The following is a 15,089-nucleotide window of genomic DNA, read 5'->3' as shown; positions in this document are numbered from 1 at the left end:
TTCTTTAAATATTAAAATTGATTTTATACAGAAAAACGTAGAACGAAAATGTAATCAGTTAGAAGAAACTGGTTAAATATAGAAGAGCTAATTTTAATTGATAAAAGGTTCTTCTATAAGCTATTATTTTAACTGTCTACGGGCATGTTTTAGAGCAGTTCGAAGACCTTCTTCTAAAGTCGGGTGATAAAAGGGTTTCTCTATAATATCATTTAGCGTTAATTCTTCACCGATTATCCAGCTTAATAAATGGGCCATATGTTCAGTTGCTTCTGTAAATAGCTCAGCACCTAAAAGTTTTTGGCTTTCCCGTTCAATATAAACTTCAATAGCACCTTTATTTTTTCCAAGAACTATAGCTCTTCCTTGTCGTTCATAAGAGGCCTCGCCTATAATAAAATCTATACCTTCATCTTTTAATTGCTTATAACTTTGACCTACGATCGCCATTTCAGGATGACTAAAGACAATTCCCAATGGCGTAAGTGTCTTAACTGAGTTTACCTGTGGATAATTTAAACAGTTATAAACAACTTTTTTACCTTCATGTGCTGCTTCATGTTGTAGTGGCGTTGAGGTGTAAGCGTCACCGACAACAAAAATTGGATATGTATCTAATTGCTTGGTTTTTGCATTTATAGGTAATAACTTAATATCTTTGAATGAATTATCAATATTTTCTAGTTTTAAAGTATTGAGTAAGCTTGTACGCCCTGTTGCAGCTAAAACATATTCAACTTTGAGAGTTTTCTCTGTTCCATCAAGTTTATAGTTTAATAAAACACTTTCCTCACTGACTTTAACCTCACTTGGCAATGTTTCGAATAGTATTGTTAACTCTTTTCCTAGCTCTTCTTGAGCAAGCTGTTGAAGTCTAGAACTAGTCAATATCCCAATTCGTTTACTACGAGCAAAGATTGTAGTTTTTACCCCTAACCGATGCATAGCTTGGGCAATCTCAAGAGCAATTACACCGCTACCAATTACAGCAATGGATTTAGGAAGTGTTTCTAATTCAAATATTTGATCTGTGGTTATAAGCCGATGCTCTAGTTCTTGCTTCCAAGTTTGATCATAACTAGGAGTAGAACCAACCGCCAAAATAAAACTTTTTGATTGATATTGTTTACCGTTAACTTCTACAGTTTGGGTATCAATAAAATGTGCTTTGCCAGAAATTTTATGCTCAGTTGGCCATTGCTCTACATCTTTTAAAGTTGCTTGCGTAAATCGGTCACGTAAGGTCTGCACATGTTGCATCACTTGATCTGTATTAATCTTTGCAGATACGTCTAAAGCAACTTCTTGAGCATTTTGAATATCAAACATGCGGTTGGCTGTTGAAATGAGGACTTTACTTGGCATACAGCCTACGCGAGCACAAGTGGTATCCCATGGTCCATCATTTATAATTAAAATATTATTAGTATGTTTAACGGCTTCTTTATATGCGCTAATACCAGCAGTACCTGCGCCAATAATAATGATATCGAACATTATAAATCCCAGTATCTATAAATTTTCCATTTAATAAGTTACATAATAAAACATAATGTAATTTATGTTTACAGAGTAAGGTGAATATGATTACACTAATAATATAAATAATTAAAAAATCTTATACCTTTAGGAAAGATTGGGGAAATGAAAAGTATGTATAAAAAACAACTTACCTTGAAGTTGTCAGCTATTGCTGTATCAATTATGTTAGCAAGTTGTGGTGGGGGAGGTAGTGATGGTTATTATCAAAATAGCTCATCAAATAGTAACTCATCATCTGGAAGTAATAACAGTGGATCGCAGCAGGCCACTGCTACAGCTTTAAAGATAGAATTAGATAAATTATCAGTTGCAGCGACGAATGATACTCTAACTGTTACTGTAAGAGCTCTAGATATAAATAAAGGTGGTGTGGCTGGTACTAAAGTTAGTTTGAAATTAGAGGATCCAACAAATAATTTATCTATAGAGGGTGTATCAACTCAAACTACAGATGCGGCGGGTAATACTGTTTATATTATAAAAACACCAAAAACATCGAGTTCGATAAATGAGTTGGTGAAAAATGGTTTTAAATTAGTTGCTTCTACAAATAATGGTACGCTTACTCAGGAACAGACTGTAACGGTTACAGGAAATAATAGTAGCGCTGAAGCTGATACCACAAGTATCGTGTTGTTTGATGCTACAAAGACCTCTTTAAATGTTAGAGGTGATCAGACAACTATTACATTAACAGCTGTAGATGCAAATGGTGCAACTTTAGCAAATCAAGCGATCACACTTAAAGTTAAAAACTCAGTCTCAAACGGTGTTAGATTTACACCAAATGCAACTCAAACTGATGCAAATGGCCAGATCACCTATACTTTATCTTTTAATGAAAATCAAAGATCCTCATCATATAGTGCTGCTCAATTTGTAACAGATGATCTTGTTTTAGAAGCTAACTTTGGACAATCAACAAAAATTTATACCTATAAACTTGATGTTGTTAATTCTGATGTGCCAGTAGCAGTAGGTGCAATTGCTGTAGCATATAATCCGACAACTATGGAAGATACAACGGATGGAGTCTATTACTATAAAAATATCTCAGTACAAGTAACTGATGTAGATGGTAAGCCGATACCAAATCAAGATGTAGTTATGGGAGTTAATGCTCTTGCCTATTATAAAGGAGCATTTGATTTTTTTGACACCTCTAATCCTGTGGACGGTAAACCTGATGAATATCTTCCTGCTATCAGAGTCGCATGTACTTCACCGGTTCAAGCGGTAAATGTTAATGGTGAGGTTATTAATCAATTAAAGCCGCTTAAAGAAAATTCTACAGTTCAAGTTGTATCGTATATTAATAATGCTGGTACTGCTGCAACCAATAATAAATATACAACAGACGGGAACGGACGCTTTGACCTTAAGATTCAATATCCTAAAATATATGCATCGTGGTTAACTGTTCAGCTAACGGCTAAATCTACAGTTTCGGGAACTTTAATTAAAGGGTCTACATCTCTTACGTTAGATTATTTGAAAAAGGATGTCACTGTTAGTGATGGTATTGCCCCGAATATATTAAGCCCATATGGAATAGATCCAAATTGTGCAAATGGTAAGTAATATAAAAAGAAGCAGCATGTAAGCTGCTTCTTTTTTAAATGCGTGTACCCATAGTTACACCTACTGTCGGTCGTACTTGCATCGAGGAGCATGCGCTAACGATTAAACAGCTTAAAAGAACGAATATAAATTTATTCATAGAAAAATTAATAAATGAATCAAAAGATATGAATACTCTAAATTAATATTATTTTTAGTTCTGTTGAGTTCATGCAGAGATATGCAAAATAATTTATCAAAAACCCTACTTGAAATAAGAAATAGGGTTTTCAAGAGAATTAATTTCTTAAATTTAGTCGTCTAACAAATCCATTTGTTTTGCTAATTGATATAAATTATTTGAACGGTTTCCTGTACGGCAGAACATCAGCACAGGTTTTGGCAATTCATTATAATGATTGGCAAAAGTACGTACATCTAGCTCAGTAATTTGTCCAGCTACAACAGGTTGATAGACATAGTCTAAGCCTACTTGACGTGCTGCTTCTTCAATCTGAGCGCTTGTAGGTTGTTCTGGGCCGCCTTCCATATCTGGTCGGTTATTAATAATAGATTTAAATCCTTTTTCTACAACTTGGCCAACGTGTTCTGGACCAATTTGACCTGCGAAACCAACATTATCTGACATTTCGTCACTCCAAAATTTAACAAAACCTCTTATGCTGTATCATAGCATTAAGCTTAACCTGAGATACAAGACACTAAAATGTTGTTCCTACATAGATAAAACTTATGTCATAGAACAGCTCTAGATTTTTAAAAGGCGATCAGGATGTTTTTTGTAAATTCATTACTTCGACCATAATGCCACGGAGCACATATGCACGCTTATACGGTTGAGCCTTTATATGTTCCATGTGATCAGGAAATGATCGCAGCTGACTTTTATATTCCAAAAACAAATAATAAATCTGCGGTAATTATCATGGCGCATGGTTTTGCCGGATTGCGTCAATTTAAACTTATTCAGTATGCCCAGCGATTTGCTCAAGCAGGTTACGCTGTTATTTTATTTGATTACAGATATTGGGGCGGCAGTACTGGCAAGCCTAGAGAAATGGTCTCCATCAATTCACAATTAGAAGATTGGAAGACAGTGATTCAATATGCTTCGACTTGTAAACTTGTAGATAACCGAAGGATTGTGCTTTGGGGAACTTCTTTAAGTGGGGGATATGCGCTAAGCCTAGCTTCTGAGTTAAAGAATATTCAAGCAGTTTTAGTACAAATTCCCTATGTAGATGGCGCTGAAACTGCCAAGCTCTATCCTTTGCAGCGCTATCCTCAAGCATTGAAGCTATCAAGTCAGGATTATATGGGATCAAAGATGGGGCTTAATCCAAAGAGATTACCTGTTGTTGATCAACATAACTTATGCTTTATGCCTACAGCAGATAGTTATTATGGCTATTTATCGATTGTAAATCCTGATTATTATTGGAGCGGGGAAGTCCCTGCTCGCGTCTTTTTTAATTTGATGCGATACCGTCCAATTCAGGTTGTACGTCAGATTAATATTCCAGTTTTATTTATTGCAGCCCAAAAAGATTCACTTATTCCTATTGAGTCAAGCCGTGAAGCTGCCACAAATATTGCGCCTTTTGTGAGTTATCATGAATGGGATATGAAACATTTTGATATCTATCACGGTTCATGGTTTGAAAAAGCAGTGACAACCCAATTAGAATTTTTACATCAGCATATAGGAGTGATGTAAATGATTATTGTATGTGCATCGTGTGGTGCTAAAAACCGAGTTCCAGAAGAAAAACTTCCGGAGCAACCAAGTTGTGGGCAATGTCATCAGCCATTACTACCGCTTGCACCAATTGAGCTAAATGAGCAGAATTTTAGTAACTACATCACGAATAGTGATTTACCTATTCTTATAGACTTATGGGCAGAATGGTGCGGACCTTGTAAAATGATGGCTCCACATTTTGCGCAGGTCGCAAAACAAAATCCAGGCGTTATCTTTGCCAAGATTAATACCGAAGAATCTCCTCGCTTGAGCCAAGCTTTTCATGTGAGAAGTATTCCGACACTTGTCTTAATGAATAAAACGACAGAGGTCGCGCGTATTAGCGGGGCATTACGTGCGCCTGAATTGCAACAGTGGCTCGATCAACAACTTCAAACGAATTTCGGGAGCTAAGGTGTCAGAAGCTTATACCAAACCAGAAGGAATTTTATCCTTACAAACGATTGCCATGCCAGCAGATACAAACTGGAGTGGTGATGTATTTGGTGGATGGATTGTGTCACAAATGGACTTGGCTGGAGCAATTCACGCAGAACGTTTCAGTCGTGGTCGCTGTGCTACGATTTCTATTAATCAAATGACCTTTTTGGTTCCGGTAAAAGTTGGCTTTGTCATTAGTTGCTATACCAAAATCTTAAAAGTTGGAAATACTTCTATTCAGATGCAAATTGAAGTTTGGGATAGTCATGATGACTCTCGTGAGCCAATACGCATTACAGAGGGAGTGTTTACCTTCGTAGCAGTAGATGTAAAAGGTAATAAGCGTCAAATACCTGAAGAAGCGAAACAAAAGTTTTTAGAAACTCAATAAGAATTAGAAAGCCTGAATATACGTATTCAGGCTTTAATTTTATTCAAAAGAAAAACTATTTTTTAGAAATTAAAACATCGTATTTGTATTTTTGCTTTGCTCAGGAATATTTTGTATCACATCCCAATGCTCTACGATTTTTCCATTTTCGACACGGAATATATCAACAATCGCTCTTCCTCTGTCTTTTTCGTTTTCAGTGGAATGAACATGTAAAACGACAAGATTACCTTCAGCAATTGCACGTTTAATCTCATTTTTAGCTTGCGGATTCTTTTGGAATTTTTCAGTGAAGAAATTAACAAAAGGCGCTTTCCCATCTGGAACATTAGGATTGTGCTGAATGTATTGTTGACCAATATAGCGGTCTGCATATTCTTTGACTTTATGTTTTAAAAAGACACCTTCATAAAAGTCGGTCACTATTCTTTTGTTTTGAGCACTTACTTTATCAAGAGCTTCTGATTTAGCCGAAGTTACTTTACTGGCTTTAATGTGAGGTTCAGTCGCGTGAGAACTTATTGTTGTAAATATTAAACTGGTAAATAAAGAGGAAAGAATTAGTATTTTTTTCATTTTTAACCTCAAGATATAAAATATTAGTTTTATATCTTGAGGTAAATAACCATCTAAAAATACTTTAGATTAGTTATTATTTCTTACGTTTAGGTAACCATGCCCACAGCATTTGACATTGAATTGGCTCATTGCCTGCGTCATCAATCACAGTAACAGGAATCACAAGTTCACCTTTCTCATTATCTGCAATAAACTTTTGTTGTTCAGCAGACAATGTCGCTGTAGCAGTCAAACCGCCTTCAACCACTTTTAAATAATCTACATGTAATGATTTGATTAATAAAATTCGATTATCAGGAATATGTAAACCGGTTAGAAAACCCGTTGCAGTTTCTGCTAAAAGCGCCATAGCCGCAGCGTGGACGCCTTTAATATGATTCTGCATATTTTTTTGGTTATCTAAACGGACAGTAACGTGGTTTGAGTCTACTTCCAGATAGCGGATGTTTGCTGTACCCACCATTGGCACGATACGACCAAACGCCTTGCTCCAAAGCGTGCTCCGAATACCTTTAGGGAATTTTGAAGTTGCTTTTACCAGTTTTGATAGACGGTTGGATTGAGACATGGGATTACCTTAGCTTTAAATGGCCGACAAGATATTAATCTTTAAAGTTATTAAACTGTAATGGCACACCGAATTGTTGTTCACGTAAAAAAGTCATAACTTGTTGTAAAGTGTCACGCTTTTTATCAGTTACACGAATTTTGTCGCCTTGAATAGAAGATTGCACTTTAACACCACTTTCTTTAATGGCTTTATTAATTTTTTTTGCAGTATCAGAGTCAAGACCGTCTTTAAGTTTAATGACTTGTACAAAATTTTTGCCTGAAGCAGAGGCTTTTTGTGGATCAAGTGCTTGAACATCAATTTTTCGTTTATAAAAATGATTTTCTAACATGTTATAAACTTGTTCACACTGGAAATCACTTTCGGTACTGATTTTGATTTCTTTATTTTTTTCATTTAATTCGATAGAAACATCGTGACCACGAAAGTCAAAGCGTGTGGCAATCTCTTTTTGTGTGTTTTGTACAGCATGATTAACTTCAAATAACTCTAATTCAGAGACAATATCGAAAGAAGGCATAGTTTAGACCTTTACAAAGGGAAAGAATATTTGAGATGCTAAGAGGGTTTTCTTCATTTGCCAAGTGTTGTTTACATCAAAGGAGTGCACAATGATCCGTAAACAAGAAATTACAACATTTGAGTTCCCAGAAAATGCTGTTATCTGGGATGTCCGTGATACTAATGCTTATGCAGAAGGGCATGTTAAAGGTGCGGTGAATCGCCCAATTAATGATTTGAATGCTGATATTTTGAACCAGGTCTCTGCGGGTCAGCCGATTTATATTTTATGTGGTGGTGGTAGCAAAGCTCCTCGTGCAGCTGAGAAACTAGAAGGATTGGATGCCTCGCGTGAATATGTCGTGCTGATGGGCGGGACACGTGCAGCTCGTGATGCCGGCTTGCCTCTAGAGCAGGGCGCATAAAAAAAAGCACCTTCGGGTGCTTTTTTATTGAAGTGAATTATTGCGGTTTAAAATAAGGCTTTTTAGGTTTCACTTTCTTTTGAAACCGTTGAGGATTCAATTTTTGTAATAGGCGGTCCGGTACCGGGCAAGCTTCTCCTAATATTTGAGCAACTAAGATTTCACTGCACAGGGGTGCAAATAAGAAGCCTTTAGAGCCAAGCCCAGCAAAAGTAGCAATTCGGCTATTCTCCTGCATTTTTCCAACCAGAGGAAAATAATCCAAGCTTTGAGCCCGTATAGATGCACGGCCTTGCCATGTCGAAGGTAATGGTAACTTTTCAGCATATTCAGGGAATACACTGTGGATTAATTCAAAGTTATGCACATGGTCTTCGGGAAGTACATCTTGATCTTCACGATTTGGGTAGAAAGACGCACCTAAAATCATTTGTGAAGCATCAAGTTGCATGCAATAGCCGCCATAGCTATACGCTTCATTTAAAGGTAGAGGAGCAAATGTATTATCAACCCAGCTGACTTGTCCACGTATTGGTTTTAACTGTGGATAGCTGTCAAATAAAGCAGCACTTTCTCGAGCACAGCACACAACAACATGGTCTGCTTCTGCAATAATTTCATTATTGGTTTGCAATTGAACTTTATTTTCAGAAGAAATAAGTGCTGTGACATGAGCAATTTTGAGATTGATACATGGATGCTGCAAAATTTCATCACGTAATTGATGTGGTGAGACAGAGCCAGCCTCAGTTAGTAATATGTTTGAGTAATCAGTTTCAAGTGAGTTCGCTGAGTTGGTAACAACTTGAGCTGGATACTGATTTACCAAATCAAGAAGTTCATCTGCATTTTTTAATGCAATTTGCTGGATTTGAAGCGGGCGGAATGCTTTGAAATTTTTATAAAAATTTAAAGCATGTTGCCAACTTAAGGTCATGAGATGTTCATGACTTTGTTCAATTGGGCATAGTTTCGGATTAAGTAATGCCAATGGGTTTCCAGACGCGCCCGATAACGGATTGGTTTGCTCGTATAAGGTCACTTGGTGGCCACGTGCTGCAAATGCCCACGCCGTGCTTAAACCTGCTACACCAGCCCCTATAATCGCAATATGCTGTTGCTCTGTAGCCAATGCGTGGGTTTGTCCTAATTCTGTGGAACCCTGATCAGATTCAGGCAGCTTCCAGACTGCTTTGAGCATTTCTCGTTTATGGCCAAAACCACGTGGACGAGAAATATCGATACCATGTGCTTTTAGTCCACGTTTTAAAATGCCAGCAACACTAAAAGAGGCGAATGTAGTGCCATAACCTGAAAGACGGACAATATTATTTAAAACATTTTGTTCCCACATGTCTGGGTTACAAGATGGTGCAAAGCCATCTAAAAACCAGGCATTCACAGCTTTAGTTTTAGCCATGCTTGGGAAAATCTCTTGCGCATCTCCAAGCCATAGATCGATGCTAAAACGTTCTTTAGGGAAAGTTAAACGATGACATCCAGCAATAGGCAAGGGATATTGTTCAATTAACTGCTCTGCAAACGGTTTAAGTTCATCCCAGACATTTAAAGCGCGAATAAGATCAGCTTTACTTAATGGAAATTTTTCCACGCTAATTGCATGTAAATGGCTTTGATTATTAGGACGGACTTCCTGCCAAAGTTGCCAGAGTGCAAGAATATTTAAACCCGTACCAAAACCGGTTTCTCCTACACTGAAATATTCAAAATCTTTTAAATTGGCTAATCGTTCTGATAAGTCATTACCATTTAGAAAAACATGTCGTGTTTCAAGTAGGCCATTATCTTTAGAGAAGTAGACATCACCAAATTGTTTAGAAATGGGAATCTCGATACCATCGACGAATTCCCAGTCCAGCTCTGCTGTTTGGATACGGTTTGATACGTTCATTGAATTTAATAGATCGCTTGGGATTACCACTGGCGTCGACGTTTTGTATGAATATAACTAGCAATAAAGAAACCTAGCAATACGCCACCTGCTAAGGTAACAGCGCCATATAAAAACATTTGCGCACTTCGTTCGCTTTGTAAGACTTGAACCTGAACAGAGAGATTATCATTTTTTAACTGCAACTCTTGGTTCTGAGCCAATGCTTCAAGATTGGCATGCTCTAACTGCTTTAAGCGAGAGGCTTGATCTTGAACTAAAGCTTTGATTTTTGCGTCTTGCTGTTGCTTATTCTTTGCGAGCTGTTCTGCTGTAAGTGGTTGTGCTGCAGTTGGTGCTGTTTTGACTCCAGTTGCCGATGTTGGAGCTGGTTTAGCGGCTTGAGTTGAAGGCGCACTTGGAGACGGAGTTGCTGGTGTCGCAGCAGGTTCAACTGCTCCAGCAGTTGAACATATCAAACACAAGCCAAGAAAGCTTTTGATTGCAAGCTGCATGCGATTACCCTTTTGGAAATGCTTTATTAAACGGTTTTACATCAACGTGAGCATAAATGCCTTCTTTAAGAAACGGTTCTTCTTTTAACCATTCATCTAATGCTTCGCGACTGTCGAATTCAACAATCATGGTGCTACCAAAGAAGCCTGCTTGCGGATCATTAGGATCTTTTGGCATAGCACCCGCTGCAACAAGGCGGCCTTCATCATCGAGTTTTTGTAAGCGTTCGATATGCTGAGGGCGTACTGCCAAGCGTTTTTCTAAAGTTCCTTCGTTATCGGTACAGCTTAGAACAAAAAAAGGCATGTAATCGTATCTCTATAATTAATCAGGAAGCATTTTAAGCATCTGGTGACTTAAAATGTTTACGTAAAATAATGAACTGAATAATGATAAATGAAAACATCACGATCATGTCACCAAATGCAGTAAATTCGCCCCAATATTTTCCACCGTGAAATAAAAATGCGAAGAAAACATGTAGACAAGACATCACGACAAACATCGCTGCCCAAGCGAAATTGAGATTTTTCCAACCTTTTTCACTCAAATCTAAAATCGGGTCAAATAAGCGTTGAATGAGTGGTTTACGATCTTTACCAAACCAAGGTGAAATCAAGAATGCGCCTGCGAAAACTAAATTTAAAATCGCAGCTTTGAGACGAATATAGAAATCGTCACTTAACATGAGGGTGATACCACCAAAAATGACAGTCATAAACAATACAAACCACTGTTGTTTGTCTAAGCGGAATTTTTGGAAAACGAATAGGGCACCATATACCACAAGCATTGAAATAATTAAGCCAGTAGTCGCTACAAGAATATTATTATTATCGGCACCACCAGCAGACCCGATCAGTTTCAGTAAAGGATGCTGGGTGTCAGTTGGATCAACTGTTTTATATAAATAGAAGAAAATAATTAATGGAACAAAGTCCAGAAGTGCTTTCATGTTAGAGTATCTGATCAGGTTTGGCGAATGGCATAGTATAAAAGATGCAAGGCATAGATTTACATACACATAGCAATATTTCTGATGGAACTTTGTCTCCAGAATTGCTGGTGCAAGCTGCTATAGATGTGAACTTGCATATGTTGGCTTTGACTGACCACGATACAATGGATGGGTTACAGCGTGCAAAAATTGCTGCACAAGATCATGATTTAAATATTATTTCTGGCACAGAAATTTCTAGTCAGTGGTCGCGCCCAAGCACTAAGAAGAGTTATGGTGTACATATTGTTGCTTTAAATATGCAAGATGAAGCACCAATTTTAGAAGCATTAGAACAACAAAAAAGAATTAGAGCGCAAAGAGCTAAAGTGATTTGTGAGCTATTAGAAAAATGTATTGGTTTTCAGATTTATGATGATGTTCTTGCTAAAGTAGAACATCAGGCGGATAGGGTAACAAGAACTCACATTGCTAAAACATTGGTCGAGAAAAGTGTCGTGACTCGTCCTCAACAAGCATTTGATCGTTTCTTAAAAGAAGGAAAACGTGCTTTTGTAAAGTTTGAAGGATTAGGCTTAAAAGAAACCATTGATGTGATTCATCAAAGTAAAGGCTTCGCAGTATTAGCACATCCGACCCGTTATGATTTATCTGCAACTAACGTTCGTTATTTAATTGAATTGTTCGCGACATCAGGTGGAGATGCAATTGAGTTACCTCCACCAATGGAACCTCTATCTACTCGTCAGATGATTGATCGAATGATTGAACAATATCAGTTGGCGGTTTCTATTGGCAGTGATTTTCATGGTGAAAATATGCCATGGATTAAACTAGGAAATACGCCTAAACCTACCGATAAGCAGCATGGGATTTGGGAGCGCTTTGTTTAAACTCTACAGTAGGTTGTTATCCTGAGCTTGAATTGGTGGTGGAGTAGGTTTACCGAGCGTCCCTAAAAGTTCAATCTCGATACTACGTACCATAGCATCTAAGGGTAAGTCATTACTTTGCGTACCGAATGGCTCTTCAATTTCAGAGCTTAGTGCATCTAGACCTAAAAATGTGTATGCCAAAATTCCAACTAGTAAAGGCGTTGCTAATCCAAGTAATGACCCAAGACTAAAAGGCAACATAAAACAGAAAAAATAGACTGTGCGGTTGAGTAAAACTGAATAGGCAAATGGAATGGGCGTATTGGCAATCCGGTCACAGCCAGTTTGTACAACACTTAAATCTGAAACATTTTTATTCATTTGTGCATAGATGATGTCAGAAATTTCACCTTCTTTAAGTGCCTGCAACAATTCCCAGTGAATGAGACTGAGTGTGTACTGAGGAGCATTATTTTGTTGGTAGAGTTGAGTGAGTGCTTGCTGACTCATACCACTGGTTTGTATTAACTCAGTTGGGTTCGCCGTCTGACGACGTAAACGGTCACGCAATACATTAGCAAAAACAATCACATGTTGAATAACACGCTCACGGCGAGCTTGAGTTAAAATACGACAATCGCGGTCAAAATGGCGTGAAGTTGCAATTAGAACGCCCCATAATTTTCGGGCCTCCCACCAACGGTCATAACATGCACTATTTTTAAATCCTAGGAAAATAGAAAGTACGACACCAATGAGCGTGAAGCCAACCAAAGGAATCTCTGGAAAGCGATAAAGATTGATGTATTCGACTCCACCAATGATTGCCGAGATCAGCATCACAACGCCTAGGGATGGCAAAATTTTGGGTAAAATTGTGCCTCGCCAAGAGAATAATACTTTGAAAATACTAGGCTGTTCCCGAACAATCATTTTATTTTAAACATCGCTATTTTTGTTTTGATCTTCTAGGCTTAGTGTTACTTTGTCAATATCATTGAACTGATATTGTTGTTGGGTTGAGCAGTTGTTGTTCAGCAAAGGAAAAGCTCCCTTCAGGTGAGATAATAAAGTGGTCAAGCAGACGAATTTCGACAAGCTGACAAGCCCGTTCAAGTTGCTGAGTTAAGGCAATATCTTCGGAAGACGGTTGTGCTGAACCAAATGGATGATTATGTGCAATAACGAGCTGGCAAGCATGTTGCTGTAAGGCGTAGCGTAAGGTTTGATTGACCGAAACTGCGCAATGCTGAACTGAACCAAAGAATAGCTTTTTAAAATGAAGCTTTCTTAGTTCTGGATCTAGACACAAAACAGCAAAGACTTCTTGTTTCTCACCCTTTAGTTCATAGCGCAGATAATCCAACACTAGATCTGATGAATGGAGGCTGAGATTATTTGTCTGGAAGTGATGATTGAGATAACGCCGTCCAAGTTCTTTGACTGCCAGCAATTGTGAATATTTCGTTGCCCCAATGCCATTAAATTGAGTTAACTCACTAAATGAGGCATCAAACACTGCATTAAGGTTACCGAAGTGCTGAATGAGTAAACGAGATAACTCGACTGCTGAATATTGCCTTGAACCTGAGCGAAGAAAAATCGCCAGTAGCTCAGCATCTGATAGACTTTGTGGACCTTGTTGTAATAACCGTTCTCTTGGCCGTTCTTGTTCAGGCCAATTTTTAATAGAAGTATTCATATTCCCCAGCATTATTCGCTTAAAATTTTATTTTGTTTGCCCAATCAATCTTGGGTCTGCGCGTATTTAATGCTATTGTGAGCGCCACTGCAACAGAAAGGTATCCTGTTCGTGAGCTTTGATCTAAGCGTTATTCCTCATAAAAACATTGTTTTAGCTGTTACTGGCGGAATTGCTGCCTATAAAAGTGCCATCTTAGTCCGCCGTCTCAAAGATTATGGCTTTGACGTGCGAGTGGTGATGACACATGGTGCGCAGGCATTTATTACACCATTAACTTTTCAGGCTCTTTCTGGTAATCCTGTTCATACTGAACTTCTAGACCCAGCGGCTGAAGCAGGTATGGGACATATTGAATTAGCACGTTGGGCTGATTTATTACTAGTCGCACCTGCAAGTTGTGACACATTGGCTAAATTTGCGAATGGTTTGGCAGATGATTTACTCAGCACGGTGTTTTTGGCAACAAAATCTCCTGTCTGGGTAGCTCCGGCGATGAACCAGCAAATGTGGGCGGCTAAAGCAACTCAACGTAATTTGCAAACCTTAGTCGAAGATGGCGTACATGTGATCATGCCGGATGCGGGTGAGCAGGCTTGTGGTGATGTCGGCTTAGGCCGTATGCCTGAGCCAGAAGAAATTGCTCGCCAAGTTGCAGGCTATTTCCATCAAGCTCAACGTGCCATCGCTGAGAAATTTGGGCTGTTGGCAGGTAAGCGAGTAGTTATTACTGCTGGGCCGACACGTGAAGCGATTGATCCTGTGCGTTATATCTCAAACCATAGTACTGGAAAAATGGGCTTTGCTTTAGCCGCTGCTTGTTATGCTGCTGGCGCGCAAGTGACTCTGATTGCTGGACCTGTAAGTTTAGATACGCCAAATGGTGTTCAACGTGTAAATGTTGCTTCAGCACGACAAATGCTTGACGTCAGTATGAGTTCTCTAGAAACAGGCTGCGATATTTTTATTGCAACTGCCGCAGTCGCAGACTATCGCGTAGCAGAAGTTGCTGAGCATAAAATTAAGAAAGCAGGGGATGAGTTGAATGTTTCCCTTGTAAAAAATCCAGATATCGTGGCGACAATCGCAGGTCAGGAAAAACGTCCATTTATGGTGGGCTTTGCCGCCGAAACGCAGAATGTTGAAGAATATGCGGCAGGAAAACTTGTTGCTAAAAAACTAGACATGATTGCCTGTAACGATGTATCACGTGCTGATATTGGGTTTGCTTCTGATGAGAATGCGATGACAGTTTTCTTTGCTGAAAGCTATCACATGAAAAAGCGTGAGTTAGAGAAAGCATCTAAGCAAGAAATTTCTCAACAATTGGTTGAAGCAATTTCGGATGCCCTGCGCCGTAAATAAATAATTTTTG

At 38.4% G+C, this 15,089-nt stretch carries 18 protein-coding genes; 7 read left to right on the top strand and 11 right to left on the bottom strand.

Features of this window, described 5'->3' with window-relative positions:
• Positions 1-123 precede the first annotated feature (123 nt).
• Positions 124-1,497 carry a dihydrolipoyl dehydrogenase gene (locus ACXM0J_RS17670; protein ID WP_086265242.1) on the bottom strand — a complete coding sequence of 458 codons (1,374 nt, stop codon included), beginning with the start codon at positions 1,495-1,497 and terminating at the stop codon, positions 124-126.
• Between the two features lie 147 nt (positions 1,498-1,644).
• Here ACXM0J_RS17670 and ACXM0J_RS17665 point away from each other — a divergent pair, with 147 nt between their 5' ends.
• Positions 1,645-3,123 carry an Ig-like domain-containing protein gene (locus ACXM0J_RS17665; protein ID WP_086265241.1) on the top strand — a complete coding sequence of 493 codons (1,479 nt, stop codon included), beginning with the start codon at positions 1,645-1,647 and terminating at the stop codon, positions 3,121-3,123.
• Between the two features lie 292 nt (positions 3,124-3,415).
• On the opposite strand, the gene ACXM0J_RS17660 is transcribed toward ACXM0J_RS17665, so the two are convergent.
• Positions 3,416-3,751 (bottom strand): protein tyrosine phosphatase family protein, encoded by a 336-nt coding sequence (locus tag ACXM0J_RS17660; protein ID WP_002116083.1) that lies wholly within the window; start codon positions 3,749-3,751, stop codon positions 3,416-3,418.
• 192 nt (positions 3,752-3,943) lie between these two features.
• Here ACXM0J_RS17660 and ACXM0J_RS17655 point away from each other — a divergent pair, with 192 nt between their 5' ends.
• The 3 genes from ACXM0J_RS17655 to ACXM0J_RS17645 are packed head-to-tail and all read left to right on the top strand — an operon-like array spanning position 3,944 to position 5,696.
• Positions 3,944-4,840, top strand: a complete 897-nt coding sequence (locus ACXM0J_RS17655; RefSeq protein WP_005064153.1) for an alpha/beta hydrolase — start codon at positions 3,944-3,946, stop codon at positions 4,838-4,840.
• Positions 4,841-5,278 carry a thioredoxin TrxC gene (gene trxC, locus ACXM0J_RS17650; RefSeq protein ID WP_005050212.1) on the top strand — a complete coding sequence of 146 codons (438 nt, stop codon included), beginning with the start codon at positions 4,841-4,843 and terminating at the stop codon, positions 5,276-5,278.
• Position 5,279: 1 nt separating this feature from the next.
• Complete coding sequence (locus ACXM0J_RS17645) at positions 5,280-5,696, top strand: acyl-CoA thioesterase (protein ID WP_002116010.1); 417 nt, start codon at positions 5,280-5,282, stop codon at positions 5,694-5,696.
• Positions 5,697-5,765: 69 nt separating this feature from the next.
• On the opposite strand, the gene ACXM0J_RS17640 is transcribed toward ACXM0J_RS17645, so the two are convergent.
• From ACXM0J_RS17640 to ACXM0J_RS17630, 3 genes are all read right to left on the bottom strand, one after another.
• The gene (locus tag ACXM0J_RS17640) at positions 5,766-6,272 is read right to left on the bottom strand and encodes a nuclear transport factor 2 family protein (protein WP_086265240.1); all 507 of its coding nucleotides are present in this window, start codon (positions 6,270-6,272) and stop codon (positions 5,766-5,768) included.
• A 76-nt stretch (positions 6,273-6,348) separates the two neighbouring features.
• Entirely contained in the window at positions 6,349-6,843 is a 495-nt protein-coding gene (locus ACXM0J_RS17635; protein ID WP_005804736.1) for a DUF4442 domain-containing protein, read from the bottom strand.
• Positions 6,844-6,877: 34 nt separating this feature from the next.
• Positions 6,878-7,366: a YajQ family cyclic di-GMP-binding protein gene (locus tag ACXM0J_RS17630; RefSeq protein ID WP_032055429.1), complete on the bottom strand. Its 489-nt coding sequence runs from the start codon at positions 7,364-7,366 to the stop codon at positions 6,878-6,880.
• A gap of 91 nt (positions 7,367-7,457) precedes the next feature.
• On the opposite strand from ACXM0J_RS17630, the gene ACXM0J_RS17625 reads away from it, so the two are divergent.
• Entirely contained in the window at positions 7,458-7,772 is a 315-nt protein-coding gene (locus tag ACXM0J_RS17625; protein ID WP_002116171.1) for a rhodanese-like domain-containing protein, read from the top strand.
• Between the two features lie 37 nt (positions 7,773-7,809).
• On the opposite strand, the gene mnmC is transcribed toward ACXM0J_RS17625, so the two are convergent.
• The 4 genes from mnmC to ACXM0J_RS17605 are packed head-to-tail and all read right to left on the bottom strand — an operon-like array spanning position 7,810 to position 11,134.
• Positions 7,810-9,684 carry a bifunctional tRNA (5-methylaminomethyl-2-thiouridine)(34)-methyltransferase MnmC2/FAD-dependent 5-carboxymethylaminomethyl-2-thiouridine(34) oxidoreductase MnmC1 gene (gene mnmC / locus ACXM0J_RS17620; protein WP_086265239.1) on the bottom strand — a complete coding sequence of 625 codons (1,875 nt, stop codon included), beginning with the start codon at positions 9,682-9,684 and terminating at the stop codon, positions 7,810-7,812.
• 23 nt (positions 9,685-9,707) lie between these two features.
• Positions 9,708-10,178: an SH3 domain-containing protein gene (locus tag ACXM0J_RS17615; RefSeq protein WP_068612020.1), complete on the bottom strand. Its 471-nt coding sequence runs from the start codon at positions 10,176-10,178 to the stop codon at positions 9,708-9,710.
• A 4-nt stretch (positions 10,179-10,182) separates the two neighbouring features.
• Positions 10,183-10,485 (bottom strand): YciI family protein, encoded by a 303-nt coding sequence (locus tag ACXM0J_RS17610; protein ID WP_068612022.1) that lies wholly within the window; start codon positions 10,483-10,485, stop codon positions 10,183-10,185.
• Positions 10,486-10,519: 34 nt separating this feature from the next.
• Entirely contained in the window at positions 10,520-11,134 is a 615-nt protein-coding gene (locus tag ACXM0J_RS17605; protein WP_033850634.1) for a septation protein IspZ, read from the bottom strand.
• 44 nt (positions 11,135-11,178) lie between these two features.
• Here ACXM0J_RS17605 and ACXM0J_RS17600 point away from each other — a divergent pair, with 44 nt between their 5' ends.
• Positions 11,179-12,030 (top strand): PHP domain-containing protein, encoded by an 852-nt coding sequence (locus ACXM0J_RS17600; RefSeq protein WP_086265238.1) that lies wholly within the window; start codon positions 11,179-11,181, stop codon positions 12,028-12,030.
• Positions 12,031-12,033: 3 nt separating this feature from the next.
• Here ACXM0J_RS17600 and ACXM0J_RS17595 read toward each other — a convergent pair whose 3' ends face one another.
• Positions 12,034-12,945, bottom strand: a complete 912-nt coding sequence (locus tag ACXM0J_RS17595; protein ID WP_069141498.1) for a bestrophin family protein — start codon at positions 12,943-12,945, stop codon at positions 12,034-12,036.
• 61 nt (positions 12,946-13,006) lie between these two features.
• The gene (gene radC, locus ACXM0J_RS17590) at positions 13,007-13,726 is read right to left on the bottom strand and encodes a RadC family protein (RefSeq protein ID WP_086265237.1); all 720 of its coding nucleotides are present in this window, start codon (positions 13,724-13,726) and stop codon (positions 13,007-13,009) included.
• Positions 13,727-13,825: 99 nt separating this feature from the next.
• Between radC and coaBC the strand changes: the two genes are divergently transcribed.
• Entirely contained in the window at positions 13,826-15,079 is a 1,254-nt protein-coding gene (gene coaBC, locus ACXM0J_RS17585) for a bifunctional phosphopantothenoylcysteine decarboxylase/phosphopantothenate--cysteine ligase CoaBC (RefSeq protein WP_002116235.1), read from the top strand.
• Positions 15,080-15,089: the final 10 nt, after the last annotated feature.

The organism is Acinetobacter sp. GRABPA_MV_2 (assembly GCF_056725885.1).
This window is presented reverse-complemented; position numbering and strand designations above follow the sequence as displayed.

Bases quoted from the DNA above. Each gene is read 5' to 3' on its own strand.
- radC (WP_086265237.1), bottom strand. From the start codon at position 13,726: ATGCTGGGGAATATGAATACTTCTATTAAAAATTGGCCTGAACAAGAA.
- ACXM0J_RS17660 (WP_002116083.1), bottom strand. From the start codon at position 3,751: ATGTCAGATAATGTTGGTTTCGCAGGTCAAATTGGTCCAGAACACGTT.
- ACXM0J_RS17605 (WP_033850634.1), bottom strand. From the start codon at position 11,134: ATGAAAGCACTTCTGGACTTTGTTCCATTAATTATTTTCTTCTATTTA.
- mnmC (WP_086265239.1), bottom strand. From the start codon at position 9,684: ATGAACGTATCAAACCGTATCCAAACAGCAGAGCTGGACTGGGAATTC.
- ACXM0J_RS17640 (WP_086265240.1), bottom strand. From the start codon at position 6,272: ATGAAAAAAATACTAATTCTTTCCTCTTTATTTACCAGTTTAATATTT.
- trxC (WP_005050212.1), top strand. From the start codon at position 4,841: ATGATTATTGTATGTGCATCGTGTGGTGCTAAAAACCGAGTTCCAGAA.
- ACXM0J_RS17610 (WP_068612022.1), bottom strand. From the start codon at position 10,485: ATGCCTTTTTTTGTTCTAAGCTGTACCGATAACGAAGGAACTTTAGAA.
- ACXM0J_RS17595 (WP_069141498.1), bottom strand. From the start codon at position 12,945: ATGATTGTTCGGGAACAGCCTAGTATTTTCAAAGTATTATTCTCTTGG.
- ACXM0J_RS17665 (WP_086265241.1), top strand. From the start codon at position 1,645: ATGAAAAGTATGTATAAAAAACAACTTACCTTGAAGTTGTCAGCTATT.
- ACXM0J_RS17670 (WP_086265242.1), bottom strand. From the start codon at position 1,497: ATGTTCGATATCATTATTATTGGCGCAGGTACTGCTGGTATTAGCGCA.
- ACXM0J_RS17635 (WP_005804736.1), bottom strand. From the start codon at position 6,843: ATGTCTCAATCCAACCGTCTATCAAAACTGGTAAAAGCAACTTCAAAA.
- ACXM0J_RS17630 (WP_032055429.1), bottom strand. From the start codon at position 7,366: ATGCCTTCTTTCGATATTGTCTCTGAATTAGAGTTATTTGAAGTTAAT.
- ACXM0J_RS17615 (WP_068612020.1), bottom strand. From the start codon at position 10,178: ATGCAGCTTGCAATCAAAAGCTTTCTTGGCTTGTGTTTGATATGTTCA.
- ACXM0J_RS17655 (WP_005064153.1), top strand. From the start codon at position 3,944: ATGCACGCTTATACGGTTGAGCCTTTATATGTTCCATGTGATCAGGAA.
- ACXM0J_RS17625 (WP_002116171.1), top strand. From the start codon at position 7,458: ATGATCCGTAAACAAGAAATTACAACATTTGAGTTCCCAGAAAATGCT.
- ACXM0J_RS17600 (WP_086265238.1), top strand. From the start codon at position 11,179: ATGCAAGGCATAGATTTACATACACATAGCAATATTTCTGATGGAACT.